This window comes from Kitasatospora sp. P5_F3 (assembly GCF_054049135.1).
Genome location: NZ_JBFUMY010000030.1, coordinates 14,679 through 40,699, shown reverse-complemented (window position 1 = coordinate 40,699; position 26,021 = coordinate 14,679). Strand labels below are relative to the sequence as shown.

The window sequence follows — 26,021 nt, the reverse complement described above, 5'->3', positions numbered from 1 at the left end:
CCTTTCGGGTCGGGGCCCGTGCTCGGCTCCGGTCGGGCCCTGCGGGCCTCAGCCCTTCAGTCCGCCGGAGGTGAGCCCGGACATGATGTTGCGTTGGAAGATCAGGAAGAACACCACGGTCGGCACCGAGGCGATCGCCAGCGCCGCGATGATCACGTTCTGCGGCACGCCCATCGACAGCGACTTGATGCCGATGTTGAGCGTCTGGTTGGCCGGGTCCGGCTGGACCAGCATCGGCCAGAGGAAGTCCTTCCAGACGTTCACCACCGCGAAGATCGACACCACCCCGAGGATCGGCCGCGACATCGGCAGCACGATCGAGCGCAGCGCCCGGAACGGGGTGGCCCCGTCGATCGCCGCCGCCGCCATCAGGTCCTCCGGGATGGAGTCGAAGAACCGCTTCAGCAGGAAGATGTTGAAGGCGTTCGCCACCGTCGGCAGCCAGATCGCCCAGGGCGTGTTGACCAGGTTGACGTGCAGCAGCGGCAGGTCCAGCACGGTCAGGTACTGCGGCACGATCAGCACCGCCGCCGGGATCATCAGGGTGGCCAGCATCATGCCGAGGATCAGGTTCCCCAGCACCGGCCGCAGCTTGGACAGCGCGTACGCCGCCGCCACGTCGAACACCAGCTGGAACGCGAGCGCCCCGAACGCGTAGTACAGCGTGTTGAACAGCAGTCGGCTCATACCGAGTTGGCGCCACGCGGTGGCGTACGTCTCCGGGTGCAGCTCGGCCGGGAACAGCGTCGGCGGGTTCTGGATCACCTCGGCGGTGGACTTCAGCCCACCGGTCACCAGCCAGTACAGCGGCCCGAGGAAGACCACGGTGAAGCCGACGACGGTCAGCGCCAGCACGCTCCGGTACAGCAACCTGCCGAGCGGACGGTTGAGTTGGGTCTGCGAGATCAGCGTCCGGGTCAGCGGCTCGTCCATGGTCTAGTCAGCCTTCCGGGACAGGCGTACGTACAGGGCGGAGAATCCGGCGAGCACGATCAGCATGATCAGACCGAGCGCCGAGGCGGCGCCGTAGTTGTTGAAGTTGAAGGCGTACTGGTAGACGAGGTAGACCACCGTGGTGGTGGACCCCTGCGGCCCGTTCCCGCCGGTGAGCAGGAAGGGTTCGACGAACACCTGCATGGTGGCGACCACTTGGAGCAGCAACAGCAGCGAGAGGATCAGCCGGGTCTGCGGGATCGTCACGTGCCAGACCCGGCGCCACAGCCCGGCCCCGTCCAGCTCGGCGGCCTCGTACAGCTCCCCGGGGATGCCCTGCAGCGCCGCCAGGTAGATCAGCGTGGCGCCGCCCATGTTCATCCAGGTGGACGCGATCACCACCGAGACCATCGCGGTGTCCGGCGAGTTGAGCCAGGCCGAGGTCGGCAGGTGCAGGGTGTGCAGGATGCTGTTGAACAGCCCGAAGTCCGGGTCGTAGAAGTACTTGAAGAGCAGCACCGAGGCGACCGGCGGCATCATCACCGGCAGGTACACCAGGATCCGCAGGTACGACTTGGCGTGCCGGAGCTCGTTCAGCAGCACCGCGACGAAGAACGGCACCGCGAAGCCGAACACCAGCGCCAGCAGCGTGAACAGCAGGGTGTTGCGCCAGGCCTGCCAGAACGCCGGGTCCTGGAGCAGCTGGTCGATGTTGTCCAGCCCGACCCAGCTGGTCCTCCCCCGCTTGGTCCTCTGGAAGCTCATCACCACCTCACGGACCATCGGGTACCAGGTGAAGAAGCCGAAGCAGAGCAGTGCGCCGAGCAGGAAGCCGTGCGCGGTGAGGTTCTGACGGACCGTCCGCCACCGTCGGTCCCGGCCCTCGTGGGTGGTGGGTCTGGCCGCCTTCCCGGCGACACTGATCGGGCCGGCCCCGACGGCCGGCCCCCAGGGCCCGCTACTGGAGGCTGGCCAGCACCTGGTTGACCTGGGTCTCCGCGTCGGCCAGCACCTTGGCGATGTCGGCGTTCTTGTCGGTCAGCACCGCCGAGACCGCGTTGTCCAGCACTTTGTAGATCTGCTGCGCGTGGGCGGGCTCGGTCCTGCCGGGCACCGAGGCGGCCAGGTACGGCGCGTAGTTCTGCACCGGCACGGTGGCGCTGGCGGCCTTCGCCTTGTTGTCCGCCGCCAGACCGGCGCCGGTGAAGAAGAACGGCTGCGGCAGGCCGACCGGCAGGCCGTCGGCCTTGGTCCTGGCGTAGTCGAACTGGCCCTTGCCGAGGGTCAGGTACTTGAAGTTGATCCAGGCGATGCCCGCCTTGATCTTCTCGGGGCTGGAGCCCTTCTTGAACATGTAGTCGTTGCCGCCCAGCAGCGCCGCCTTCGCCCCGGGCATCGGCCCCATCCCGTACGCCTCGTAGTCGCCCTTGAGGGTCTGCACCATGTACGTGATGTCGTCCGGCGCCCCGACGTACATGCCGAGCTTGTCGGCCGCCATCTGGGTCATCAGATCGGGCCACTTGAGGCTCTGCGCGGCGCCCATGGTGTTGTCGGTCCAGCGCATGTCGTACAGGTTCTGCAGGACCTGCCTGCCCTCGGCGGTGTTGAACGCGGCCTTCTTGCCGTCCTCGCTCACCATCGTGCCGCCCAGGCCGTAGAGTTCGGCCGTGTAGTGCCAGCCGCCCTGGTTGGTCGCGCTGTACTCGCCGTACCCGTTCACACCGTTGCCGAGCGCCGCGATCTTCTTCGCCGCCTCCCGGATCTCCGCCCAGCTGGCCGGCGGCTTCTCCGGGTCGAGACCCGCCTGCTTGAACAGCTTGCGGTTGTAGAGCAGGCCCATCTTGTAGTTCGAGGTCGGCAGGCCGTAGAGCTTGCCGCCGTCCTTGAGGGTGGCCAGCACCGAGGGGTCGATGTCCTTCAGCGCCGGGACGGTGGTCTCGTTGACGTACGCGCTGATGTCCTCGGCACCGTCCGCGTCCAGCACCTGGTCGAGGTCGGTGAAGTAGGTGTAGAAGACGTCGGTCTGCGTCTTGCCCTTGAGCTGGGCGGTGAACGGAGCGGGCTCCTCGCAGGGCGAGGCGTCCTTGCTCTTGATCGTCACGTTCGGGTACAGCTTGCCGAACGCCGCGACGTCCTCGTCCCACTGCTTGCGCTCCGCCGCCTTGGTCACCGGCGGCTGGCAGTCCACGCTGACGGTCACCTTCGACGCCCCGTCACCTCCGCCCGTGTCACCCGAACTGCCGCAGGCAGCAAGGGACATGCTCATTCCTGCGGCCACGGCGACAACGACGGATCTACGGACGAGCCCAGTTCTGCTCATGACGGAGGAACCCTTCTGCGGGCATGGGTGGGTTGGGTGCCGCAGCGCTGAGTGTTCTTCCGGCGGCTCCGCCACTTAACCACCGCTCGACAGATGGCCACAAGATGTCGACAGGATTTCGCAAAAACTAGACAGTCGTAGTCCTGACAACCTTTCACCGCCCCTCCCGCGTCTGTCCGTCGTGAGTCGAGAAACCGAGGACGCCGCCTACGCGGACTTCGTGGAGGCCGCCTGGCACCGGCACCTGCGCACCGCAACCCTGCTGACCGGCGACCGGCACCGCGCCGAAGAACTGCTCCAGGACTGCCTGGTCAAGCTCTTCGTCCGCTGGCGCCGGGCCGCCACCGACGATCCGCACGCCTACCTGCGGCGGATGCTGGTCAACAACCACGTCAGCTGGTGGCGCCGTCGGCGGCGCGAACTGCTCACCGCCGACCTGCCCGAGAGCGCCGACCAGTCCATGGACCCGCTCGGCGACCGGATCGACGCGCTGGACGAGCTCCACCTCGCCCTGCGCGCACTCCCCGAACGCCAGCGCGCCGTGGTCGTGCTGCGCCATGTCGAAGACCTGTCGGAGAAGGCCACCGCCGCCGCCCTCGGCTGCTCGGTCGGCACCGTGAAGAGCCAGAACGCCCGGGCGATGGCCCGGCTGCGCACCACCCTGCTAGCGAACCAGGAGACCACACCGTGACCGAGGACGACGAACGGATCTCGCGCGCGCTGCAAGAGCTGACGATCCGCCAAGTACCCACCGGGCCCGTACCGTTGGCGGAACTGCTGCACCGCGGCCGGCGCGCCCGACGGCTGCGTACCCTCACCGGCACCGCCGCCGGAGCGGGCGGCCTCGCCCTGGTCTGCACGGTGACCCTGGCCCTGGTCCCCGGCACCACGGCCCAGGCGCCCCCACCGCTCTCCGCCGCCCGGAGCACACCGGCCACGCCCGCCACATCGCCCGCCGTCACACCCCCCGTATCGACCGGGGCCGACCGACTCCTGGAGCTGCTCAGGTCGAAGCTGCCCACCGGCCTACAGCTGAGCAACCCGTTGAAGCTGGACCGCACTTCGGGCTTCCCCAGCAAACAGCAGGCCGCCGCCTACACCATCTCGAACAGCACCGGCACCGGCACCCTCAGGATCGACGTCAGCCGCACGACCCCGTCACCGAACGGGAAGGTGCGCCCCCAGGACTGCAGCATCCCGGGCTGCACCGTCACCGCCCAGCCCGACGGCAGCGTCCTGACGCTCTATCTGCCCCCCCGAGCCGTCGGCGGCGAACAGGACTGGCGGGCCACCCTGCAACGGCCCGACGGAACCACGGTGCTGGCCGGTGCCGGCAACATCCCGGGCCCGGGCTCCGACCGGCGGGAGCCCTACCCGAATCCGCCGCTGCTGACCGGGGCGCAGCTGTCCGCCCTCGCCCTCGACCCGGCCTGGCACCAGGCGGCCGCAGCCCTGCCCGCCCCCTGACCTACGCCTCGTCCATCTCACAACTCCGGAGTCAGGTGCCGACGGCCCGCGATCTGCTCGAAGATCAGGTTGGTCCGGGTCTGGGCCACCGCCGGATGGGTGGTCAGGTGGTCGACTACGAAGTCGCGCAGGGCGTCGGGGTGCGCGAGCGCGACGTGCAGCAGGTAGTCGTCGGAGCCGGCCATGTGGAACACCGCCACCACACCGGGCATGTCGGGAGCCGTGTCGCGGAAGCTCTCGTTCTGCTCCCGGGTGTGCGCCCGGAGCCGGACCGAGATCATCGCCTGCAACGGCAGCCCGATCGCGGCGGGCGCGATCTCGGCCCGGAACGCACGGATCACCCCGCGCTCACGCAGCGCCCGCACCCGGGCCAGACAGGTCGACGGGGCTATCCCCACCGCCTCGGCGAGTGCGTTGTTCGGCGTACGGGCGTTGTCGACCAGGATCCGCAGGATGGCCCGGTCCACGTCGTCGAGGGGCGCCCGGTGGGCGTGAGAATAGTTCGGCACAGCGCACAGGTTCGCCCACCGTTCCGACGATCCACAAGGTTCTGGCAGCTGATTCCGAATCTTCTGCGGAGTGCTTCCCTCCCCGCCGTCACAGGTTCCATCCTGAGCTCCCATGAGCCGAACCGACCTTCTCGACGGACCCGCCCTCCTCCGCCCGCAGGCCCCGGCCCCGGCTCCGGCCCCGACCTCAGCCGACGAGCCGGACTCCGCCGACTTCGAAATCCCGGCCGCCGGCCTGGGCAACGAGCAGCGCCTGCGCGCCCTCGACCGGCTGGACGGCTACCTGACCAGGAAGCGCCGCAACCTGCTCGGCTACCAGGCCACCCAGGAGATGGGCGGCTGCGCCTTCGACCTCGGCCGGTTCATGCAGCACAACATCAACAACCTCGGTGACCCCTTCCAGAGCGGCGGCTACAAGCCGAACACCAAGGTCGTCGAGCGCGCGGTGCTCGACTACTACGCCGCCCTGTGGCACGCGAACGGGCCGCACGACCCGGCCGACCCGGAGTCGTACTGGGGCTACGTGCTCTCCATGGGCTCGACCGAGGGCAACATGTACGCGCTCTGGAACGCCCGCGACTACCTGACCGGCAAGCAACTCATCCAGCCCTCCAGCGGCTCCCTCGCGCCCACCCCCGCCAACCCCAACTCCCGCCGCCCCGTGGCGTTCTACTCCGAGGACACCCACTACTCCTTCGCCAAGGCGGTCCGTGTCCTGGGCGTCGACACCTTCCACGCCGTGGGCACCGAGCAGTACCCCGACGAGAGCCCCCTCCAGCACGGGTGGCCCACGGAGGTGCCCTCCCGCCCCGGCCCCTCGGGCCACTCCTGGGACGGCACCGGCGAGATCGACATCGACGCCCTGGCCGCGCTGGTCGAGTTCTTCGCCGCCAAGGGCCACCCGATCTTCGTCAGCCTCAACCTCGGCAGCACCTTCAAGGGCGCCCACGACGACGTCCGAGCGGCCTGCGAACGCCTGCTCCCGATCTTCGAACGCCACGGCCTGATCCAGGGTCAGGTCACCCACGGCCGGGACCCGCAGACCGGCGAACCCCTGACGGACCTGCGCCGACGCTTCTGGATCCACGTGGACGGCGCCCTCGGCGCCGGCTACGCGCCGTTCGTCCGGATGGCCGCCGCGGACCCGGCCTTCGGCTGGACCCCCGACACCGACCTCCCCGAGTTCGACTTCGGACTCACCCTCCCCACCCGGGAGTTCGGCGACCTCGACATGGTCTCCTCGATCGCCATGAGCGGCCACAAGTGGCCCGGCGCACCCTGGCCCTGCGGCATCTACATGACCAAGGTCAAGTACCAGATATCCCCGCCGTCCCAACCCGACTACACCGGCGCCCCCGACACCACCTTCGCGGGCTCACGCAACGGCTTCTCGCCCCTGATCCTCTGGGACCACCTCTCCCGCCACTCCTACCAGGACCAGGTCGACCGGATCCGCCGCGCCCAGCAGCTGGCCGCCTACCTCAAAGAGCAGCTCCGCATGCTGGAGCGGTCGCACAGCATCTCCCTCTGGCCCACCCGTACCCCGGGCGCCATCACCGTCCGCTTCCGCAGACCCGGTCCCGCCCTGGTCGAGAAGTGGTCCCTCTCCTCCCAGGACGTCCTCCTCACCCCCGGCGACGAATCCACCCGCCGCAGCTACGCCCACGTCTTCCTGATGTCCTCGGTCGACCGCACCAAGCTCGACGCCCTCCTCCACGACCTCGCCCACGACCCGGTCATCCTCGGCACCGCTCCCACCGACATCGGACCGCACTTGCACAGCTGATCACCCGGGTCGAGGCTTGAACCGAGAGATCGTGCATCATATTCCGAACACTCAATTACTGCGCAGCCCCATGGAGGATCCATGGCGGTAAGACCTACGACCGAGACAAGGCACTCGGATGTTACCGGCATCGGCAAGTCGTCATGGCGGCAGAGATGTGCATCGTACATTGCCGACCTGCAATCCCAGGTCGACAGATTACGCCCCTCCGTGACACCCGAGAACCGAAGCATCGCCGAAATGGCGGACAGGCATCTGGAGGCTGCCCGCCAGGCCGTCACCACACCAGGGGGACTGCGCTCGATCTGGTCGGGATCGGCAGTTGACCGGGCCTGGCCGAATCTTCACAAGACCGAAGAGGCAATTCTCAGGATATCCCCCACCGGCGACCTCAGATGGTGCGGAGCGACCGTCCTCGCCAAAGCGGAGCAGCATCTGGGGATCAAGGATCCCCAGCGGAAACTGCTGGAAAGCCACCTGAGCGACAACAGCCACCAACTCGACGAGAACTTCCGGGACTTGGCAGTCCGTACGCTGCACGCCGCCAATGACGCGGCGGACTCCGAGCGGGCCCAGGTCAGGACGTTTCGCAATTTCCTGCTGAGCTCGATCCTGGCGCTGACGGTGCTCGCCTGCCTGTCGGTGATCTGGGGATTCGCCGCCCCGGGGGCACTGGCGGAGAAGACCTGCTTCTACCCCGGCGGCGTACGACAGTGCCCGGTCGGAGACGGCCCGCCATCGGGTGTCGATCTGATGCTCGTGGAGTTCATCGGAATGTGTGCAGCGGCCGTGGCCGGCGCGATTTCCCTGCGCCACATACAGGGCACCGCGACGCCGTACATGGTGCCGATGGTGCTCATGCTGCTGCGACTGCCGCTCGGGGCCCTTTCCGCCCTGTTGGGGATAATTCTCATCCGAGGCGAGTTCGTGCCGGGTCTCACGTATCTGGACAACAGCGGCCAGATCGCAGCCTGGGCGATATTCTTCGGCATCGCCCAGGAGTCCATCACCCGCATGATCGATCAGCAGGGAAACCGGGTCCTCGACAATGCGAGAGGCTCCATGCGGGAGTTCGGGACGGTGCCGCGCGAATGACAGAGACCTCTCGGAGCCACTCGACGACGAAGGGCCGACTCCCCGGGAAACCCCTGGCGAGCCGGCCCTCAGTGCGTCCCAGTGCATCCCGTGGACGCTGCAAGCACTGAGCCCCCTGTCGGATTCGAACCGACGACCTTCGCTTTACAAGAGCGGTGCTCTGGCCAACTGAGCTAAGGGGGCACGGCAACCGTCCGCGGCAAGGCCACGGCGGCACCAGTGGGCAGTGTACCGGGCGGGCATGCCGTGGTGGAGAGGGATATCGGGAGCCGGGCGACCCGGTCGTGATCGGACTGATGCCTGAATCGGTCGCCCTGGGGGCTGACAATCCGACGATCCGCCAGGTAGCGTCGCGGGAAGCCGTCGCGGCAGTGGTTCAGACCACTGGCAGGGGCGGCGGACGACAACCCCACCTTTACTCGGATCGTCCGGCACGTTCCTGCCGGTGAAGGAGTGTAAAAGTCATGGCTTCTGTCACGTTCGACAAGGCGACCCGGCTGTACCCCGGCGGCACCAAGCCCGCCGTGGACGCCCTGGAGCTGCACGTCGAGGACGGCGAGTTCCTCGTCCTGGTCGGCCCCTCCGGCTGTGGCAAGTCCACCAGCCTCCGGATGCTCGCGGGCCTCGAGGACGTCAACGGCGGTGCGATCCGCATCGGCGACCGGGACGTCACCCACCTGCCGCCGAAGGACCGGGACATCGCGATGGTGTTCCAGAACTACGCGCTCTACCCGCACATGACCGTCGCGGACAACATGGGCTTCGCGCTCAAGATCGCCGGCGTGAACAAGGCCGAGATCCGCGCCAAGGTCGAAGAGGCCGCCAAGATCCTCGACCTGACCGACTACCTGGACCGCAAGCCGAAGGCGCTCTCCGGTGGCCAGCGTCAGCGTGTCGCGATGGGCCGCGCGATCGTCCGTGAGCCGCAGGTCTTCCTGATGGACGAGCCGCTCTCCAACCTGGACGCCAAGCTCCGCGTCTCGACCCGTACCCAGATCGCGTCGCTCCAGCGCCGCCTGGGCATCACCACCGTCTACGTGACGCACGACCAGGTCGAGGCCATGACCATGGGCGACCGCGTCGCGGTGCTCAAGGACGGTCTGCTGCAGCAGGTCGACACCCCGCGCAACATGTACGACCGCCCGGGCAACCTCTTCGTGGCCGGCTTCATCGGCTCGCCCGCGATGAACCTGGTCGACGTCCCGCTGGTGGACGGCGGCGTGAAGTTCGGCGGCTCGGTCATCAACATCTCCCGTGAGGAGCTGGCCGGCGCCGGCACCGACAAGAGCGTGACCGTCGGCATCCGTCCGGAGCACTTCGACATCGTCCCTGCGGGCGGCATCGAGGGCGTCGCGGTGACCGTGAACGTGGTCGAGGAGCTCGGCGCGGACGGCTTCGTCTACGGCACCACCAAGATCGGTGGCGACGACAAGGACATCGTCGTGCGCGTGCACGGCCGCCAGATCCCGCAGAAGGGCGAGACCATCCACGTGGTCCCGAACGGCAGCGAGACCCACGTCTTCAACACCACCACCGGTGCCCGCCTGAGCGCCTGACGGCCCGTCGGCGCCCACCAGGGGCGTCTGACGACTTGTCGACATCACGAACCCCCGACCGGAGTCGATCCGGTCGGGGGTTCGGTCGTCCGTGCGCCGTACGTCAACCGGATGGCAGGACGAAACAGGACACGCGTCACTCATTGGGGTAACGGAGGGCGACCTCGACCCCACACACCGCTACGCTCCTGACCGTGAAGCAGCTCGTGCGCCGCATCGGCCAGACCGTTGCCCTGACCCTGCCCGTGATCCTGGTGACCACCGGCACGCTTGCCGTCACCCGCGTCCCCTGGGCGCCACCGACCGGCCTCGACCAGCAGGTGGTGGCCGCCTCCAGTGGTGACGGCACCATCGGCCGCAGCGCGGCCGCCACCAACACGCAGGGCATGGCCCCGCAGGATGCCCTCCGGGTCGACCTGATGGACGAGCTGCGCACCCACAACCCGGGTACCGCACTCGACCTGCTGGAGCGCACCATGCGGGAGAAGCCCACGCTCACCCCGTACTGCAGCACGCTGGCCGCCGACCTCGGCAAGGCCGCCGTGCGCAAGTACCAGGGTGACGCGCAGCGGGCCCGCTCGTTCGCCCGCCCGGTCTGCGACGGCTCGTTCGCGTCGGGCGTGGTCGGCTAGCGAGCATCCACCCGCGGGGCGCGGAACCCACGCGCCCCGTACGGTCACCCCGGCAGCCCTAGAGTGCTGTCATGACCGCTGACTCGACCGCATCGCACCCGCACTCCCCCGCCGTGACCCAGGCCGTCATCCTGGCGGGCGGACAGGGCTCGCGGCTGCGCCCGTACACCGACGACCGGCCCAAGCCGCTGGTCGAGATCCCGGGTACCGGGATGCCCATCCTCGGGCACCAGCTCGGCTGGCTCGCCGCCGAGGGGGTGACCGACGTGGTGATCTCCTGCGGGCACCTCGCCGAGGTGCTCCAGGAGTGGCTCGACCAGGCCGACCTGCCGCTCGCCGTCAGCACGGTGGTGGAGACCGTTCCGCTCGGCCGGGGCGGCGGCCTGAAGTACGCGGCCAAGGCGCTCCCCCGCCCCGCCGAGCCCTGGTACGCCACCAACGGCGACATCTGGACCAGGTTCAGCCTGCGCGACATGGCCGCCTTCCACCACGAGCGGGACGCCCTCGCGACGCTCGCGCTGGCCCGGCCGCGGATCCCCTGGGGCGCGGTGGAGACCGACCAGTTCGGCAATGTGCTGGACTTCATCGAGGCGCCGCCCTCGCCCTTCCTGATCAACGCCGGGCTGTACGTCTTCGGTCCCGGCTTCCAGGAGCTGCTGCCGGACGTCGGCGACCACGAGCGCACCACCTTCCCCCAACTCGCCCGTAGCAGGCGGCTGGCGGGCTACCAGCTGCCGCAGGGGTGCTACTGGCGGGCGATCGGGACCTGGGAGGTCCACCGCGCTTCAACCGCTTCCGGAGAGGCCGCCGCTCAGGCGTCCACCCCGCTGGGACCGGCCCCCGAGCCCATCCCCACCAGCAGCGGAGCGCCGAGCACCCCGCCCAGCAGCCCGCCCGAACTGCTGCTGGAGGCCGGCTTGGGCGCGGTGCCGCCCGTGCCGGTGCCGGAGCTGGTGGAGCCGGCCGAGCTGCCCTTGCCCGGGGTGGCGGCCGGGGCGACCGAGCCGGACTCCGACTTGGTCGAACGGGGCTTGCCGCTCCCGCTCTTGCTGGGCGCGGGAGTCGGGGTCGGGGCGGGCGTCTTCGGTGCCGGGGTGACCGGGGCCGGGGTCGGCGAGGGGCCGTTGCCGGGCCACATCGGCGAACCGAAGTCGGTCGGGGGCTTGACCGGAGCCGGGCCGGGCCGGCCGCCGGTACGGACCGCCGCGCCGAGCATGGAACCGAGCAGCAGGGTCAGCCCGACCACCACGGCGGTCACCACGCCGCTGCGGCGCAGGATCCGCCGCCGCAGCGCGGCCGGGGCCGAGGAGCCGTGCCTGCGCCAGGCCTCCAGCGCGATCCGGCCGTCCAGCGAGCCGAACGGCGCCCCGGCGATCAGCAGGGGGCTCCAGGCCGCCAGGAAGATCAGGTCGGGGGTGTCGTAGACCGGCACCGCCCGCCAGCTGACCGTGAACAGCAGCGCGGCCGACAGGGCCATCGCCATCCCGGCCGCGGCCCGCTGCCACAGGCCGAGGATCGACAGCACGCCGACCACGATCTGGATGAACGCGACCGCGAGCCCGGAGCCCACCGGGTGGGCCATCGCGAAGTCCAGCAGCGGCTGCGCCACCCCCCACGGGTGCAGCGAGGCCAGCCAGCGCATCATCGAGCCGCGGTCGCCGCCGTCGAAGTACACCGGGTCGCAGAGCTTGCTGAACCCGGCGTAGACCGAGAGCGAGCCGAGCACGATCCGCAGCGGCAGCAGCACCAGGCCGAGGTCGACCTTGCGGCCGGGGTACCAGGCGTGTCTGGAGTCGGGGCCGGTCGCCGAGACCTCCGGCAGCTCGCCCGCGGGGGCCCAGCTCTCCACCGGCTCGGGCAGCGCCGGACGGGCCGGGCTCTGCCGGTACGCCCGGAGCTGCTCGGTGTCGTCGCCGCCGACCGGCCCGGCCGGGGCCGGCACGGTGTTGAGGCGGACCGCCTCCAGCAGCTGGGTGGCCGCCATGTCGCCGGGGGCCGCCTGGCCGCTCCAGGTGACGGCGGTGACCCGCCCCTTGCGCCGGATCGGGGTGGCACCAGCCACCACCGCGCCGCCCGCACCGGCCAGCGCCGGGACCTGGAGGCCACCGACCACGACCTGGGGGGTGACCATCGGGCGTGGGGTGAAGCCCGCCATTGCGTACGGATCGCCGAAGGCCGCGCCCGCCGGGGTGTCGATCAGCGGGGCCACCGGGGCGGCCAGCCGGACCCGGAAGCTGGCCTGGGTACTACTGAGCCGAGCCGGGTCGGACGGCACCTTGACCGTGTTGAGGCCAGGGCCGGCATCTATTCCCGCCATGCCGCCCGGGGCGGGGCGCCGAGGTGTTCTGGTGTCCACACCCGTCTAACCGGGTGACGGCCGGTTAGGACACTCTCCCGGGTGGATTCCTGACGCAGATTGAAGTGATCATGAGTAAACCGACCGGGCCTGACCAGGCCCGATCGGTTCACTGCGACAAATGAGCGTCAAGCTCCGGTGGTTCAGACGCCCTTGGCCCGCAGCCGGGCGGCCTCGTAGAGCACGATGCCCGCCGCGACACCGGCGTTCAGCGACTCGGTCGCCCCCGGCATCGGGATCCGCACCCGGATGTCACAGGTCTCCGAGACCAGCCGGGAGAGGCCCTTGCCCTCGCTGCCGGCCACGATCACCACCGGTCCGGTGAGCGCCGCCAGATCGCCGATCTCCGCCTCGCCGTCGGCCGCCAGGCCGACCACGAGCAGACCGGCCTTCTGGTACGCCTCCAGCGCGCGGGTCATGTTGGTGGCGCGCGCGACGGGCAGTCGCGCCGCGGCGCCCGAGGAGGTCTTCCACGCCCCGGCGGTCATACCGGCGGCCCGGCGCTCCGGGATCACCACGCCGTGCGCCCCGAAGGCGGCGGCGGAACGGACCACGGCGCCGAGGTTGCGGGAGTCGGTGACCCCGTCCAGCGCGATCACCAGCGCGTCCTCGCCGTTGTCGGCGGCGGAGGCCAGCAGGTCCTCCGGGTGCGCGTACTCGTACGGCGGGACCTGGAGCACCATGCCCTGGTGGTTCATCTGACCGGTCATGTTGTCGAGCTGGACGCGCGGCGCCTCCATCAGCGGCACACCGCGCTCGGTGGCGGCCTGGAGGGCCTCCCGCACCCGGTCGTCGGTGTCGATGAACTGGAGCACGTAGAGCGCGGTGGCGGGCACGCCACCGCGCAGCGCCTCGACCACCGAGTTACGGCCGAAGACCAGCTCGGCCGAGCCCGATCCGCCGCGGCCGCCACGGCCACCGGCCCCGGCCCGGCGCATACCGGCCCGCGACTTGGCGTCCATCTCCCGCTTCACGGCGGCGTTGGCCTGCCGCTGCTTGATGTGCCCCTTGCGAGCCGAGGCGGGCGGGGTCGGGCCCTTGCCTTGGAGCGCCTTCCGGCTGTGCCCGCCGGTGCCGACACTCGCGCCCTTCTTCGAGTCGGGGTTGCGTCGGTTCCTGCGCTGGCTGTTGCCGGCCATGGCTGTACTTCCCTTGTCTGTCTCGCACGCCCCGGCGGCGACCGCCGACGGCATGCTCTGCGTCATGCGGATGGGCCGTACCGGTCCGGTACGGCCCACCCTCACCCCGGAAAGCGGGGTTACTGGTTGTTGAGCGTCCAGCGTGAGCCGGTCGGGCCGTCCTCGATGGACAGGCCCGCCAGCACGAGCTGGTCGCGGATCGCGTCCGCGGTCGCGAAGTCCTTGCGGCCCCGGGCGGCCTGCCGCTGCTCCAGCACCAGCTGGACCAGCGAGTCGACCACCCCGTGCAGGTCGTCGCCACGTTCGGCGCCGGCCCAGTGGTCGTCGAGCGGGTCGAGACCCAGTACACCGAGCATCGCACGGACCTCGGCCAGCCGCGCCACCGCGTTCTCCTTGTCGTCCGCGGTCAGGGCGCTGTTGCCCTGGCGGACGGCGGTGTGCACGACGGCCAACGCCTGCGGCACCCCGAGGTCGTCGTCCATCGCCTCGGCGAAGGCCAGCGGCACCTCGGGGGCCGCGTCCACCGGACCGCAGAGCTCGGTCACCCGCTGGATGAAGCCCTCGATCCGGGCGAACGCGGTCTCCGCCTCGCGCACCGACTCCTCGCTGTACTCGATCATCGAGCGGTAGTGCGGCCCGGCCAGGTAGTACCGGAGCACGATCGGGCGCCAGCGCTGGACCATCTCGGAGATCAGCACCGAGTTGCCGAGCGACTTCGACATCTTCTCGCCGCTCATGGTGACCCAGGCGTTGTGCACCCAGAAGTTGGCGAAGTCGTCGCCGAACGCCTTCGACTGGGCGATCTCGTTCTCGTGGTGCGGGAAGATCAGGTCGAGCCCGCCGCCGTGGATGTCGAAGGACGTCCCGAGGTACTTGTGCGCCATCGCCGAGCACTCCAGGTGCCAGCCCGGACGGCCGCGGCCCCACGGGGTCTCCCAGCTGGGCTCACCCTCCTTGGAGCGCTTCCACATCGCGAAGTCACGCGCGTCCCGCTTGCCGGTCTCGCCGGTGCTCTCCGGCTGCCGGAGGTTGTCCAGCTCCTGGTTGGAGAGCGCCAGGTACTCGGGGTACGTGGTCACCGCGAAGTAGACGTTGCCCTCGGACTCGTAGGCGTGCCCCTTCGCGATGAGCGTCTGCATCATCTCGATCATCTCGGGCACATGGCCGGTGGCCCGCGGCTCCGCCGAGGGCGGCAAGCAGCCCAGGGCCGCGTAACCCTCGTTGAAGGCACGCTCGTTGGTGTACGCGATCTGCCACCACGGGGTGCCGAGTTCGCGCTCCTTGGCGATCACCTTGTCGTCGATGTCCGTGACGTTCCGGACGAAGGTGACCTGGTAGCCGCGGTAGCCGAACCACCGGCGCATCACGTCGAAGTTGAGGTTGGACCGGATATGTCCGATGTGCGGGGGCGCCTGGACGGTCGCGCCGCACAGGTACATGGAGACGCAGCCCGGTACAAGCGGGACGAAGTCGCGTACCTGGCGGGTGCTGGTGTCGTACAGGCGAAGGCTCACAGCGTCAAGCGTAGTGGGCTACAGGGGGTGCCCCGCCACCTTTCGCCCACGGGGACGTCAACTGCGCCGGGTTCAGGCGCTGTCGACCGCCTTGCGGGGCGACAGCCGGACCACCTACATCCGGTAGACCAGCGCCGTGGCGATCGCGGCCAGACCCTCGGCCCGGCCGGTCAGGCCGAGACCGTCGGTGGTGGTGCCGGAGACCGAGACCGGTGCGCCCACCGCCGCCGAGAGCGCGGCCTGTGCCTCGGCCCGGCGCTTGCCGACCTTCGGCCGGACGCCGATCACCTGGACCGCGACGTTGCCGATCTCGAAGCCCGCCGCCCGGACGATCCGGGCCGCCTCGGTGAGCAGCGCGACGCCTGAGGCACCGGACCACTCGGGGCGGTCGGTGCCGAAGTGCGCACCCAGGTCGCCCACCCCGGCGGCCGAGAACAGCGCGTCGCAGGCGGCGTGCGCCGCCACGTCCGCGTCCGAGTGCCCGGCCAGCCCGAACTCGGCCTCCGGCCACTCGAGCCCGGCCACCCAGAGCGGGCGGCCGGCCTCGAAGGCGTGCACGTCGGTGCCGATCCCCACCAGCGGAATCAGAGGAGTGTCAGAAGCCATCGGAAGCCCTCCTCCGGGCGAGAACAGCCTCGGCCAGCACCAGGTCCAGCGGCCGCGTCACCTTGAACGCCTCCTCGTGGCCCGGCACCACCACCACCTTGCCGCCGAACTGCTCCACCAGCCCGGCGTCGTCGGTGACCGCCACCGGCTCGGTGAGTGCCCGCTCGTGCGCCGCGGCCAGGACGTCCCGGCGGAAGCCCTGCGGCGTCTGCACCGCGCGGAGCGTCGAACGGTCGGGCGTGTCCAGCACCGGCTCGGGGCGGCCGCCGCTCTGCGGCTCGACCAGCTTCACGGTGTCGGCCAGCGGCACCGCGGGCACCACCGCCTCGGCCCCGGCCCGGACGGCCGCGGCGACCGCGTCCACCACCTCGACCGGGACCAGCGGCCGGGCCGCGTCGTGCACCAGCACGATGCCGACCTCGGCCGGGATCGCGGCCAGACCGAGCCGGACCGACTCCTGCCTGGTGGCACCGCCGGCCACCACCCGGATGTCCTTGCCGTCCAGCCCGTGACTGTCCAGCAGGGCGATCACCTCGGCCACCCCCTCCGGCGGGGCCGCCACCACCACCAGGCCGACCGCCCGGCTGCGCGCCAGTGCCCGGACCGCGTGCACCAGCAGGGGAACCCCGCCTAGCTCACGCAGCGCCTTCGGGGCACCGGGGCCGAGCCGCTCGCCCCGCCCTGCGGCGGGGACCACGGCTGCTGCGACTGCTGCTGTGCCGTTCAGGGTTTCGCTCCTTCGGCGCTGTGCCGGTTCTTCCAAGTTTCGCGGTCAGGTTTCGCGCCTTCGGCGCGATGGGTATGGCCCAGGCGAACGCCCGACGGTGCCCCGGCCCCTTCCGAAAGCACCGGGTCTCCGTCAGACCGTTCGACCAGTGCCCGGGTACGCCGAAGCGCCCGAGGTGCCGGGTGACCACCTGGATCACGTACGTGACCATGGTGACGCACCGGCATCGGGCGCTTCGACCTGCGGGGGCTGAACTACGAAGCCAGGACCTCGTCGAGCAGCGTCTCCGCCTTGTCCTCATTGGTGTTCTCCGCGAGCGCGAGCTCGCTGACCAGGATCTGGCGCGCCTTGGCGAGCATCCGCTTCTCTCCGGCCGAGAGACCGCGCTCACGCTCGCGACGCCACAGGTCGCGGACGACCTCGGCCACCTTGATCACATCGCCGGAGGCGAGCTTCTCGAGGTTCGCCTTGTACCGGCGCGACCAGTTGGTCGGCTCTTCCGTGTAAGGCGCACGCAGGACCTCGAACACCCGGTCGAGGCCTTCCTGGCCAACTACGTCGCGCACACCGACGAACTCCGCATTCTCCGCGGGCACGCGCAGCGTCAAGTCTCCCTGCTGCACCTTCAGCACCAGGTAGGTCTTGTCCACACCTTTGATCTGGCGAATCTCAATGGCCTCGATCAGCGCAGCCCCGTGATGGGGGTAGACCACCGTGTCGCCAACCTTGAACGTCATGTGACAGGGCCCCTTCCGTGGCTTACCAGAATAACACGGTTCCCAGCCCACCCGAAGGGCGTTTTCGCAGGTCAGAGCCGGTCTCGGGGCTTGACAAGGGCCCCTTCGGCGTGCTGCGACCGGTGTTCGACGGGGCCTTACCGCAGGTCGGAGGCGGTATACACACCTGACGAAACCTCTGGCAACACTCCCGAAACCATGATTGGATCATGGGTTTTTGCCGTATACGCGGACGCGGCCCCCGGCGGGCCGCTGCGGGCCCCTTCCCCGGACTCCACCCGCGACACGGGGCCACCCCGTGAGAACCGGATAACTGCGGTCGGTAACCTGACCCTGACCACCGACCCGAGATACCAAGGAGATGCCGCCGCCGTGAGCCGCAGCCTTCGACGCGGCGCGATCGCCGTGATCGCCCTCGCCGCGATCCTCCCGCTGTCCGCCTGTGCCGCCGGGAACACCCCGGAGACCCTGCAGATCAAGCCGGACAACGCCGCGACGTCGATCGGGGACAACCTCAAGCTCAACAACATCGTGGTGGTGACCGCGGCCGGCTCCAGCTCCGAGCACGCCGGCCCGGCCCAGCTCGCGGTGAACATCAGCAACACCGGCCCGACCGCCGAGATCCTGCAGTCGGTCACCGTCGGCGAGGGCGTCACCGCGGCCTTCACGGACGCCAAGGGCGCCACGCTGTCCGAGATCGTCATTCCGGCCGGCGGTGCCGTGGCGATCGGCAGCGAGGGCCAGCCGGCCGCCAAGATCGTCTCGGCCAAGCTGGAGGTCGGCGGCTTCGCGCCCACCTCGTTCTCGTTCGCCAAGGCCGGCAAGGTCGGCGTCGCCGCCCAGGTGCACCCCGCCATCGGCGTGTACGAGGGCTACGGCCCGGCCACCGACCACGTGGCATCGCCGTCCGCCTCCGCGTCGCCGTCACCGTCGGCTTCGGCGTCCGCTTCGGCCGGTGCCTCCGGCTCCGCGTCGCCGTCCGCCGGCGCGTCGACCTCGCCGTCGGCGTCGACCACCGTGGCAGCCTCGCACTGACCGCACGTCATGCCGAAGGCCCCCGCTCGGTACGAGCGAGGGCCTTCGGTACGTCGGTTTACGGCTCGAACTTGTAGCCCAGGCCACGGACCGTCACCAGGAAGCGCGGGGCCCCCGGGTCCGGCTCGATCTTGGCCCGCAGGCGCTTCACGTGGACGTCCAGGGTCTTGGTGTCACCGACGTAGTCGGCGCCCCAGACCCGGTCGATCAGCTGCATCCGGGTGAGCACCCGGCCCGCGTTGCGGAGCAGCATCTCCAGCAGGTCGAACTCCTTGAGCGGCAGGTCGACCTTGGCGCCGTCCACCGTCACCACGTGCCGGTCGACGTCCATCCGGACCGGACCGGCCTCCAGTGCACCGGGGCCGCCACCGTTCTCGCCGGGGCCGCCGTCCTCACCGCGGCGGCGGAGCACCGCGCGGATCCGGGCGACCAGCTCGCGGGTGGAGTAGGGCTTGGTGACGTAGTCGTCGGCACCTATCTCCAGGCCGACCACCTTGTCGATCTCGCTGTCCTTGGCGGTGACCATGATCACCGGGACGTTGGAGCGGACCCGGAGCTGACGGCAGACCTCCGTACCGGGCAGGCCGGGGAGCATCAGGTCGAGCAGCACCAGGTCGGCGCCATTGCGTTCGAACTGCTCCAGCGCGTCGGGGCCGGTGGCGGCGATGGCCACCTCGAAGCCCTCCTTGCGGAGCATGTACGACAGGGCGTCGCTGAACGACTCCTCGTCCTCGACCACCAGTACTCGGGTCACGATCGGGCCTCCGGGGCAGGATGGGGGTTGGGGAGGATGATGGGGCTCTGCTGGCTCGCCGCCGGAGCCTGACCGGCGGGGAGTCGGACGGTGAAGGTGGAACCCTGGCCCTCGACGCTCCACACCGACACGGTGCCGCCGTGGGAGGCCGCCACGTGCTTGACGATGGAGAGGCCGAGGCCGGTTCCGCCGGTGGCCCGGGAGCGGGCCGGGTCGACGCGGTAGAAGCGTTCGAAGATCCGCTCGCGGTCCTTCTCGGAGATGCCGATGCCCTGGTCGGTCACCGAGATCTCGATCAGCTCGCCGTCCGCCTCACCGAGGGCGGCGGCGCTGGAGATCCGCCGGGKGGCGATCGCCACCCGGGTACGGGGCGGACTGTAGTTGACCGCGTTCTCCACCAGGTTGCCCAGCGCGGCGGCCAGCTGGCCGCGGTTGCCGTGCAGGTAGAGGCCGCCGATGCCGCCCGCCGCGATGTGGATCTGCTTGGCGGCGGCGGGCTGACGGCAGCGGTCGATCGCCTCGGCGATCAGGGTGTCCACCGGGACCGGCTCCGGGTCGACCATCAACTGGTCGTCCTGGACCCGGGACAGGTCGATGATCTCCTGCACCAGGCTGGCCAGCCTGGTCGCCTCGATCTGCATCCGGCCGGCGAAGCGCTGCACCGCCTCCGGATCGTCGGACGCGTCCGCGACCGCCTCGGAGAGCAGTGAGAGCGCGCCGACCGGGGTCTTCAGCTCGTGCGAGACGTTGGCCACGAAGTCCCGCCGGACCGCCTCGATCCGGCGGCGCTCGGTCAAGTCCTCGACCAGCACCAGGACCAGCCGGGAGCCGAGCGGGGCGACCCGGACGGAGACCGCCAGCGGGTCGGTGGCGCGGGCCGCACCGGGCTTGGGCACCTCCAGCTCGACCTGGCGGATCTCGCCGTCCCGGCGAGTGGCGCGGGCCAGCGAGAGCATCTGCTCCACGGCCATCGCCCCTCCCCTGACCAGGCCCATCGCATAGGCGGCGGAGCTGGCCTTGACCACCTCGTCACCCTCGCCGAGCACGATTGCGCACGAGCGCAGCACCGAGAGCACGGTGTCCACCCCCGGCGGGAGCGGCGGTTCCTGCATCGGCGTGCTTACGCCTGTCTTTCCGCCCTTGCCTCCGCTACCTGCCCTGGCCTGCTCCCGCTCACTCCAGCGGAAGGCGATCGCGGCCGTGAGACCGACACCGAGCCCGGCTATGGCGCAGGCTGCGGCGAGAGCCACGTTCACGTCCATGTGGCCAGCGTAAGCGCATGATGGCGGCCCACCCCCGGGGTGAGATCAAGGCATCGGCCGCGCGTTGCCGAGAATTCACCTTCACGCTGCCACTGGTTCACTACACCGGCCGTGCGTGGTCGCCCAAACAGCCCAGGGTGGGTTGCGCAGCCCGTTCGGGCGGTGACGGCACTACGATGCCGCCACCAGCAGCGGCCGTCCCGATCGTCAGACGGGCTCGTTCGTCATGTGAGATGGCCGGTCGGCACCGCCACCGACAGAGCTACTGAGGAGAGCAGCAATGCGCGACGCGTACCACGAGGAACTCGACTCGATCAGCGACGGCCTGGTCGAGATGGCCCGGCTGGTCGGCTCGGCCATGGGGCGGGCCACCACCGCGCTGCTCGACGCCGACCTGGCGCTGGCGGAGAGCGTGATAGCCGCCGACGACAAGGTCAACGCCCTGCACCACGACCTGGAGAACCGGGCCATCGACCTGCTGGCCCGTCAGCAGCCGGTCGCCACCGATCTGCGGATCGTGGTCACCTCGCTGCGGATGAGCTCCGACCTGGAGCGCTGCGGCGACCTGGCCCGGCACGTGGCCAAGGTGGCCCGGCTGCGCTTCCCGGAGACCGCGGTCCCGAACGACCTGCACCCGATCGTGCTGGAGATGGGGCAGCTCGCCCAGCGGCTGGTCGCCAAGGCCGGCCAGGTGATCGCCACCAAGGACGTCGAGAAGGCGCTCGAGCTGGAGCAGGACGACGACGCGATCGACGCACTGCACCGCGAGCTGTTCTCGCACCTGCTGGACGACCGCTGGCAGCACGGCATCGAGACCGCGGTGGATGTCACCCTGGTCGGCCGGTACTACGAGCGCTTCGCCGACCACGCGGTCTCGGTGGCCAAGCGCGTGGTCTTCCTGGTGACCGGCGAGCACGTGGCCGACTTCGTCGCCAACGCCGAGTCCGCGGAGTAGCGGCAGCCCGACCCGGCAGTCCAGCCCGGCAGTCCGACCGGCAACGGCGCGGGGGCGCACGGGGCGGTCCTGAACCGCCCCTGCGCGCCCGTTGACGCCCCGTCACCGGCGGGGCTTCACTCGGAGGTGGGCACACCTCCGTGTGCGCCGCAGTGTGCCAGTGCCAAGGAGGGCCCAGCGCGATGAAGGCAACCACCGCTCCGACCAGTTCACCGTCGAGCGTCGTCGAGCCGACCACCCCCGCCCTGCTGCCGATCCTCGCCGCCGGGTGCGGCTGTGGTGGCGGCTGCGGCTGCGGCTGCCAGTCGGGGGCGCCCTGCCAATGCGGCGGCGTCACCGGTGGCTGCTGCAGCGGCCACTGACCCTCCCCTGTCCTGAGCGGGGCGCCCGGCCGACGTATGCCCGGCCGGTGCAGGTCTGCGGCTCCGGTCTCAGAGGTTGACGCCCTCTCAGAACTGCAGGTCGACGCAGGAGTAGAAGGCGTTCGTGGTGTCGGCGACGTCCCACACCGCGAGCAGTACGTGGTGCCCGGTCAGCCCGGCCGGCAGCGGCACGCTGTGGGTGAGGGTGCTGGGCGGCTGGGCGTTGTTACCGGGGACGGTCAGCAGCGGGGTGAGGTTGAGGTTGCTCCGGCTCAACATCGAGGCCGCGTTGTAGCCCGGCTTGGTGAGGAAGTACCGGTACTGGGCGGTGGCGTGCCTGGCGGTGAACTTCCAGGTGAAGTTCTGCTTCTGACCCGCCGTCACCTTGGTGGTCGGCCAGGCCCCGTTCCGCGGGTTGTCCAGCTGGGCGAACCGGCTGTTGCCGCCCGCGCAGAGCTTGCCGTCGGCCGGACCGCCGCTCGGGAAGCCCTTCGGCCCCTCGACGCTCTGCGGCTCCCACTGGATGTCGCCGCAGCCGGTGACGGTGCCCGCGGCGCAGTACGCGGCCCGGCTCGGCGGGCCGCTGATGTAGCCGTGCGAGAAGGCCGGGATCGCGGTGGCGACCGGTACGGCCAAGGCCCCGACGAGGGCCGCGAACAGGTGGCGCTTACGCATGGTGCTCCTTCCGGACTCGTCTCCGGGCAGGCCGGAGCGAGCTGTGGGGGTGGATGGAGTGCATGACTGGCGAACGGCCGCCGGTGGGGGATCTTGGCGTGCTCGCGCCAGCGCTGGTGCATACCGTAGGAGCGCACAGCTGACCCGTCAATGGTCTGAACCACCGCCCCACAGCGGCCAGTTGACGTCGACCTTGAGCCGCCCCCGCCCGGGCTCAGGTCACAGGCTCGCGAGCAGATCGCGCAGCGGAGCAGGCACCCGCTCGGCGTCGAGGGCCTCGACCAGCAGGCTGCCGTAGCGGATCTTGCGGCCCTTCTTCGTACCGAGGAAGCGCCGCAACTGCCGCTCCGGGAGCCGGCCCTGCTGTGCGGGTTGGCGCCCGAAGATCTGCCAGGCCACGAAGTCACCCTCGGCCCGGAGGATCTCCTCGACCCGCACCACGCCCAGCGCGCGGATGAGTTCCTCCTCCAGGTCCGCCACGCAGACGAAGAACCCGTGGCGCGGCGCGCGAGCGCTCTCGAAGGCGCGGTCGTAGAACCCCAGCTCGCCCTCGTCGCACAGTCCGGCGAGCCGCAGCCCCAGCCCTGCCGGCCCGAGCAGGCCGGCGTAGCGGCCGACGCTCATCGCTCCGCCCATCGACATGACGCCCACCCCTTCGGCCGCCAGGTCCCGGCCCTGGCGCGCAGCCAGCGCCTCCACGGCCGCCAGGTCGCTCGGCCCCTCCAGCAGCACCGCGGTCCGCACCCCCAGCCGCGCGGCCAGCTCACCCGCCGGCCCACCGGGACCGCCCGCCGCCCAACCGGTGACCGCGTCCCGGAACGCTCGCATGTCCCCGGCGCGATCCGCGCAGGTGAGGGGCCGTCAGTACTTCGGGCTTACTTCTTGCCCTGGTTCTTGACCGCCTCGATGGCGGCAGCGGCAGCGTCCGCGTCCAGGTAGCGGCCACCCTTGGTGACCGGCTTGAAGTCGGCGTCGAGCTCGTAGACGAGCGGGATGCCGGTGGGGATGTTCAGGCCGGCGATGGCCTCGTCGGAGATGCCGTCGAGGTGCTTCACCAGCGCGCGCAGGCTGTTGCCGTGCGCGGTGACCAGGACGGTCTTGCCGGCCGCCAGGTCGGGGACGATCGCGTCGTACCAGTACGGGAGCATCCGGTCGACGACGTCCTTGAGGCACTCGGTGCGCGGACGCAGCTCGCTCGGGATGTCGCCGTAGCGGGCGTCGCCGGACTGCGAGTACTCGGTGCCGTCCTCGAGCGCGGGCGGCGGGGTGTCGTACGAACGGCGCCAGAGCTGGAACTGCTCCTCGCCGAACTCGGCCAGGGTCTGGGCCTTGTCCTTGCCCTGGAGGGCGCCGTAGTGGCGCTCGTTCAGCCGCCAGCTGCGGCTGACCGGGATCCAGTGCCGGTCGGCCTTGTCCAGGGCGATCTGCGAGGTGCGGATCGCGCGGCGCAGCAGGGAGGTGTGCAGCACGTCGGGGAGGTAGCCCTCGGCGGCGAGCAGCTCGCCGCCGCGTGCGGCCTCCTTCTCGCCCTTCTCGTTGAGGTCGACGTCGACCCAGCCGGTGAAGAGGTTCTTCTGGTTCCACTGGCTCTCGCCGTGACGGAGCAGGATCAGTCGGTAGGTCGTGTCAGCCATGGGGGTCAGCTTAATAGAGGCGGATAACCGCTGGTCGGGACGGAGGTCCAGCAGTAATGTTCGCTTCGGAATTTAGCCACTTACCGTCGCGCTGAGCGGCCGCCCTGCCCTGCCCCGAACCGCTCAGCGGGACTCCGTGCCACCCGGGAGCCCCCACATGCCCGCTCTGCAACGCCTGCGCGTCTCACTATCAGAGACGGCTGGTGGACTCCCCCGGGCGTTCTGGTGGCTCTGGGTCAGCACACTGGTGAACCGCATCGGCGGCTTCGTGGTGCCGTTTCTCGCCCTCTACCTGACCTCCGAACGCGGCTACTCGACCACCTACGCGGGCCTGGTCGCCTCGCTCTTCGGGCTCGGCTCGGCGATCGCGGCGGTCGGCGGCGGGGTGCTGACCGACCGGATCGGGCGGCGGCCGACGCTGCTCGCGGCCCAGCTGTCCACCGCCGTCAGCATGGCGGTGCTCGGCTTCACCGACGGCCAGGTCGCGATCGCGGTGGTGGCCTTCCTGGTCGGCCTGACCAGCAACGCCTCCCGCCCGGCCGTGTCGGCGATCATCGCCGACCTGGTGCCCGCCGAGCATCAGGTCAGGGCGTACTCGCTGAACTTCTGGGCGATCAACCTGGGCTTCAGCGTCGCTGCGGCGGCGGCCGGGCTGCTCGCCGGACACGGGTATCTGACGCTCTTTCTGCTGGACGCGGCCAGCACGCTGGCCTGCGCGGTGGTGATCTTCGTCCGGATTCCCGAGACCAAGCCCGCCGTCACCGCCGTGGAGCGCTCGGCGCCCACCGTCGGCCTGGGCACGGTGTTCCGGGACGGCCGGTTCATGGCGATCGTCGGCATCAACCTGCTGCTCGCCCTGATCGTCCAGCAGAGCAACAGCACGCTCGCCCTCGACATGCGCCGGGCCGGAGTCCCGGCCTCGCAGTACGGGCTGGTGATCGGCCTGAACGGGCTGCTGATCGTCCTGCTCCAGCTCCCGCTGACCCGGCTGATGACCGGCCGGAACCGCACCGCGATGCTGGTCGCCAGCGTGCTGCTGACCGGCTGGGGCTTCGGGCTGACCATGTTCGCCGGCTCCTCGGCGGTGCTCTTCGCGCTCACCGTGGTGGTCTGGACGGTCGGCGAGATGATGAACACCCCGACCATGATGGCGCTGATCGCCGAGCGCTCCCCGGCCCTGGCCCGGGGGCGCTACCAGGGCGTGTTCTCGCTCTCCTGGTCGCTGGCCGCGTTCCTCGGCCCGGTGGGCGGCGGGCTGCTGCTCGAACACGGCGGCGGAGTCGCGGTCTGGGGCACCTGCGCGGGTCTGGGCACCGCCGCCGCGCTCGGGTTCCTGCTGGTCGGCCGCCGCCCCGCCGTCCCGGTCCCGGCCGCCGAGCCGGAGCGCCGGCCCGCCGTCGTCTGACGGTCAGTCGGTCTCCGGCCGTTCCCCGGTGGGACCGGCCAGGTGGGTGAAGGCCTCCAGGTTGCGAGTGGACTCGCCGCGCTTGGTGCGCCACGCCCACTCGCGCCGGATCGCGGTCGCGAACCCGAGCTCCAGCAGGGTGTTGAAGGGCTCGTCGGCCCCCTGCAGCACGGTGCCGAGCAGCCGGTCCACCACCTCGGTGGTCAGCCCCTCCAGTGGCAGCCGGCCCGCCAGGTAGACGTCGCCGAGCGCGTCGATCGCGTACGCGACACCGAACAGCTTGGTGTTGCGCTCCAGCAGCCAGCGGTAGACCGCCTCGTGGTTCTCGTCCGGCCGCCGGACCACGAAAGCGTTCACCGAGAGGGTGTGGTCACCGACCCGCAGGGCGCACGGAGTTGCCAGCTTGCGCGTCCCGGGCAGCGTCGCGACCAACGTGTACGGATCGGTCGCGGCGGGCTCCCAGGCCACGCCCGCCTCGTCCAGCGCGGTCCGGAGCAGCGCGAGGGCGTCGTCCTTGGTACGGATTGCCATGGGGGAGACGTTACTCGGCGGTACCGCGGCC

26 protein-coding genes, 1 tRNA gene and 1 pseudogene are annotated in these 26,021 nt (G+C 70.4%); 11 read left to right on the top strand and 17 right to left on the bottom strand.

The features are described from left to right. Window positions 1–48: 48 nt before the first annotated feature. From ACXJMZ_RS18775 to ACXJMZ_RS18765, 3 genes are read right to left on the bottom strand one after another with little or no spacing between them, the layout of a single operon-like run. Entirely contained in the window at window positions 49–933 is an 885-nt protein-coding gene (locus ACXJMZ_RS18775; RefSeq protein WP_457031204.1) for a carbohydrate ABC transporter permease, read from the bottom strand. A gap of 3 nt (window positions 934–936) precedes the next feature. Beyond that, on the bottom strand, window positions 937–1,857 hold the full coding sequence (locus ACXJMZ_RS18770; protein WP_457031247.1) for a carbohydrate ABC transporter permease: 921 nt from the start codon (window positions 1,855–1,857) through the stop codon (window positions 937–939). Window positions 1,858–1,891: 34 nt separating this feature from the next. Further along, window positions 1,892–3,253, bottom strand: a complete 1,362-nt coding sequence (locus ACXJMZ_RS18765; RefSeq protein ID WP_457031203.1) for an extracellular solute-binding protein — start codon at window positions 3,251–3,253, stop codon at window positions 1,892–1,894. A 181-nt stretch (window positions 3,254–3,434) separates the two neighbouring features. Here ACXJMZ_RS18765 and ACXJMZ_RS18760 point away from each other — a divergent pair, with 181 nt between their 5' ends. After that, entirely contained in the window at window positions 3,435–3,944 is a 510-nt protein-coding gene (locus tag ACXJMZ_RS18760; RefSeq protein ID WP_457031202.1) for a SigE family RNA polymerase sigma factor, read from the top strand. After that, window positions 3,941–4,720: a hypothetical protein gene (locus tag ACXJMZ_RS18755; protein ID WP_457031201.1), complete on the top strand. Its 780-nt coding sequence runs from the start codon at window positions 3,941–3,943 to the stop codon at window positions 4,718–4,720. The genes ACXJMZ_RS18760 and ACXJMZ_RS18755 overlap by 4 nt, the downstream gene beginning before the upstream one ends. Before the next feature lie 17 nt (window positions 4,721–4,737). On the opposite strand, the gene ACXJMZ_RS18750 is transcribed toward ACXJMZ_RS18755, so the two are convergent. Further along, the gene (locus ACXJMZ_RS18750) at window positions 4,738–5,229 is read right to left on the bottom strand and encodes an Lrp/AsnC family transcriptional regulator (RefSeq protein ID WP_235502494.1); all 492 of its coding nucleotides are present in this window, start codon (window positions 5,227–5,229) and stop codon (window positions 4,738–4,740) included. Window positions 5,230–5,341: 112 nt separating this feature from the next. Between ACXJMZ_RS18750 and ACXJMZ_RS18745 the strand changes: the two genes are divergently transcribed. Both ACXJMZ_RS18745 and ACXJMZ_RS18740 read left to right on the top strand, forming a co-directional pair. Further along, window positions 5,342–7,015 (top strand): pyridoxal-dependent decarboxylase, encoded by a 1,674-nt coding sequence (locus tag ACXJMZ_RS18745; RefSeq protein WP_457031200.1) that lies wholly within the window; start codon window positions 5,342–5,344, stop codon window positions 7,013–7,015. A 210-nt stretch (window positions 7,016–7,225) separates the two neighbouring features. Further along, window positions 7,226–8,110, top strand: a complete 885-nt coding sequence (locus tag ACXJMZ_RS18740) for a hypothetical protein (RefSeq protein WP_457031199.1) — start codon at window positions 7,226–7,228, stop codon at window positions 8,108–8,110. A gap of 109 nt (window positions 8,111–8,219) precedes the next feature. Here the strand turns inward: ACXJMZ_RS18740 and ACXJMZ_RS18735 are convergent. Next, window positions 8,220–8,293: transfer RNA gene (locus tag ACXJMZ_RS18735), tRNA-Thr, on the bottom strand. A 281-nt stretch (window positions 8,294–8,574) separates the two neighbouring features. Between ACXJMZ_RS18735 and ACXJMZ_RS18730 the strand changes: the two genes are divergently transcribed. From ACXJMZ_RS18730 to ACXJMZ_RS18720, 3 genes and pseudogenes are all read left to right on the top strand, one after another. Further along, a complete protein-coding gene (locus tag ACXJMZ_RS18730) occupies window positions 8,575–9,666 on the top strand; it encodes an ABC transporter ATP-binding protein (protein WP_457031198.1) in 1,092 nt (363 codons plus the stop codon). A 194-nt stretch (window positions 9,667–9,860) separates the two neighbouring features. Further along, entirely contained in the window at window positions 9,861–10,298 is a 438-nt protein-coding gene (locus tag ACXJMZ_RS18725; RefSeq protein ID WP_457031197.1) for a hypothetical protein, read from the top strand. Window positions 10,299–10,369: 71 nt separating this feature from the next. Further along, a pseudogene (locus tag ACXJMZ_RS18720) lies at window positions 10,370–11,065 on the top strand (nucleotidyltransferase family protein); the annotation flags it as partial. Window positions 11,066–11,109: 44 nt separating this feature from the next. On the opposite strand, the gene ACXJMZ_RS18715 reads toward ACXJMZ_RS18720, so the two are convergent. From ACXJMZ_RS18715 to ACXJMZ_RS18690, 6 genes are all read right to left on the bottom strand, one after another. Next, on the bottom strand, window positions 11,110–12,615 hold the full coding sequence (locus ACXJMZ_RS18715; protein WP_457031196.1) for a DoxX family protein: 1,506 nt from the start codon (window positions 12,613–12,615) through the stop codon (window positions 11,110–11,112). 182 nt (window positions 12,616–12,797) lie between these two features. Next, the gene (rlmB, locus tag ACXJMZ_RS18710) at window positions 12,798–13,793 is read right to left on the bottom strand and encodes a 23S rRNA (guanosine(2251)-2'-O)-methyltransferase RlmB (protein ID WP_457031195.1); all 996 of its coding nucleotides are present in this window, start codon (window positions 13,791–13,793) and stop codon (window positions 12,798–12,800) included. A gap of 119 nt (window positions 13,794–13,912) precedes the next feature. Next, window positions 13,913–15,307: a cysteine--tRNA ligase gene (cysS, locus tag ACXJMZ_RS18705; RefSeq protein WP_457031194.1), complete on the bottom strand. Its 1,395-nt coding sequence runs from the start codon at window positions 15,305–15,307 to the stop codon at window positions 13,913–13,915. Window positions 15,308–15,421: 114 nt separating this feature from the next. Further along, window positions 15,422–15,913 (bottom strand): 2-C-methyl-D-erythritol 2,4-cyclodiphosphate synthase, encoded by a 492-nt coding sequence (ispF, locus tag ACXJMZ_RS18700; protein WP_457031193.1) that lies wholly within the window; start codon window positions 15,911–15,913, stop codon window positions 15,422–15,424. Beyond that, window positions 15,903–16,676, bottom strand: coding sequence for a 2-C-methyl-D-erythritol 4-phosphate cytidylyltransferase (ispD, locus tag ACXJMZ_RS18695; protein ID WP_457031192.1), 774 nt, complete (start codon window positions 16,674–16,676; stop codon window positions 15,903–15,905). The genes ispF and ispD overlap by 11 nt, the downstream gene beginning before the upstream one ends. 218 nt (window positions 16,677–16,894) lie before the next feature. Then, window positions 16,895–17,377, bottom strand: a complete 483-nt coding sequence (locus ACXJMZ_RS18690) for a CarD family transcriptional regulator (protein WP_030244332.1) — start codon at window positions 17,375–17,377, stop codon at window positions 16,895–16,897. A 372-nt stretch (window positions 17,378–17,749) separates the two neighbouring features. On the opposite strand from ACXJMZ_RS18690, the gene ACXJMZ_RS18685 reads away from it, so the two are divergent. After that, window positions 17,750–18,412 carry a DUF461 domain-containing protein gene (locus tag ACXJMZ_RS18685; protein WP_457031191.1) on the top strand — a complete coding sequence of 221 codons (663 nt, stop codon included), beginning with the start codon at window positions 17,750–17,752 and terminating at the stop codon, window positions 18,410–18,412. Window positions 18,413–18,470: 58 nt separating this feature from the next. Here the strand turns inward: ACXJMZ_RS18685 and ACXJMZ_RS18680 are convergent, their stop codons facing one another. Further along, window positions 18,471–19,166, bottom strand: coding sequence for a response regulator transcription factor (locus ACXJMZ_RS18680; RefSeq protein WP_057231846.1), 696 nt, complete (start codon window positions 19,164–19,166; stop codon window positions 18,471–18,473). After that, window positions 19,163–20,428 carry a sensor histidine kinase gene (locus ACXJMZ_RS18675; protein WP_457031190.1) on the bottom strand — a complete coding sequence of 422 codons (1,266 nt, stop codon included), beginning with the start codon at window positions 20,426–20,428 and terminating at the stop codon, window positions 19,163–19,165. Before ACXJMZ_RS18675 ends, ACXJMZ_RS18680 begins: the two co-directional genes overlap by 4 nt. A gap of 280 nt (window positions 20,429–20,708) precedes the next feature. On the opposite strand from ACXJMZ_RS18675, the gene phoU reads away from it, so the two are divergent. Then, window positions 20,709–21,383 (top strand): phosphate signaling complex protein PhoU, encoded by a 675-nt coding sequence (phoU, locus tag ACXJMZ_RS18670; RefSeq protein ID WP_184917955.1) that lies wholly within the window; start codon window positions 20,709–20,711, stop codon window positions 21,381–21,383. A gap of 182 nt (window positions 21,384–21,565) precedes the next feature. Continuing rightward, window positions 21,566–21,745, top strand: a complete 180-nt coding sequence (locus ACXJMZ_RS18665) for a hypothetical protein (RefSeq protein WP_057231852.1) — start codon at window positions 21,566–21,568, stop codon at window positions 21,743–21,745. Between the two features lie 87 nt (window positions 21,746–21,832). Here the strand turns inward: ACXJMZ_RS18665 and ACXJMZ_RS18660 are convergent, their stop codons facing one another. From ACXJMZ_RS18660 to ACXJMZ_RS18650, 3 genes are all read right to left on the bottom strand, one after another. Further along, complete coding sequence (locus ACXJMZ_RS18660) at window positions 21,833–22,420, bottom strand: lytic polysaccharide monooxygenase auxiliary activity family 9 protein (protein ID WP_457031189.1); 588 nt, start codon at window positions 22,418–22,420, stop codon at window positions 21,833–21,835. Between the two features lie 219 nt (window positions 22,421–22,639). Then, a complete protein-coding gene (locus tag ACXJMZ_RS18655; protein WP_457031188.1) occupies window positions 22,640–23,248 on the bottom strand; it encodes a TOPRIM nucleotidyl transferase/hydrolase domain-containing protein in 609 nt (202 codons plus the stop codon). A gap of 47 nt (window positions 23,249–23,295) precedes the next feature. Then, entirely contained in the window at window positions 23,296–24,054 is a 759-nt protein-coding gene (locus ACXJMZ_RS18650) for a phosphoglyceromutase (protein ID WP_457031187.1), read from the bottom strand. Between the two features lie 157 nt (window positions 24,055–24,211). On the opposite strand from ACXJMZ_RS18650, the gene ACXJMZ_RS18645 reads away from it, so the two are divergent. Beyond that, entirely contained in the window at window positions 24,212–25,459 is a 1,248-nt protein-coding gene (locus ACXJMZ_RS18645; protein WP_457031186.1) for an MDR family MFS transporter, read from the top strand. 3 nt (window positions 25,460–25,462) lie between these two features. Here ACXJMZ_RS18645 and ACXJMZ_RS18640 read toward each other — a convergent pair whose 3' ends face one another. After that, window positions 25,463–25,990 (bottom strand): YbjN domain-containing protein, encoded by a 528-nt coding sequence (locus ACXJMZ_RS18640; protein ID WP_457031185.1) that lies wholly within the window; start codon window positions 25,988–25,990, stop codon window positions 25,463–25,465. Window positions 25,991–26,021: the final 31 nt, after the last annotated feature.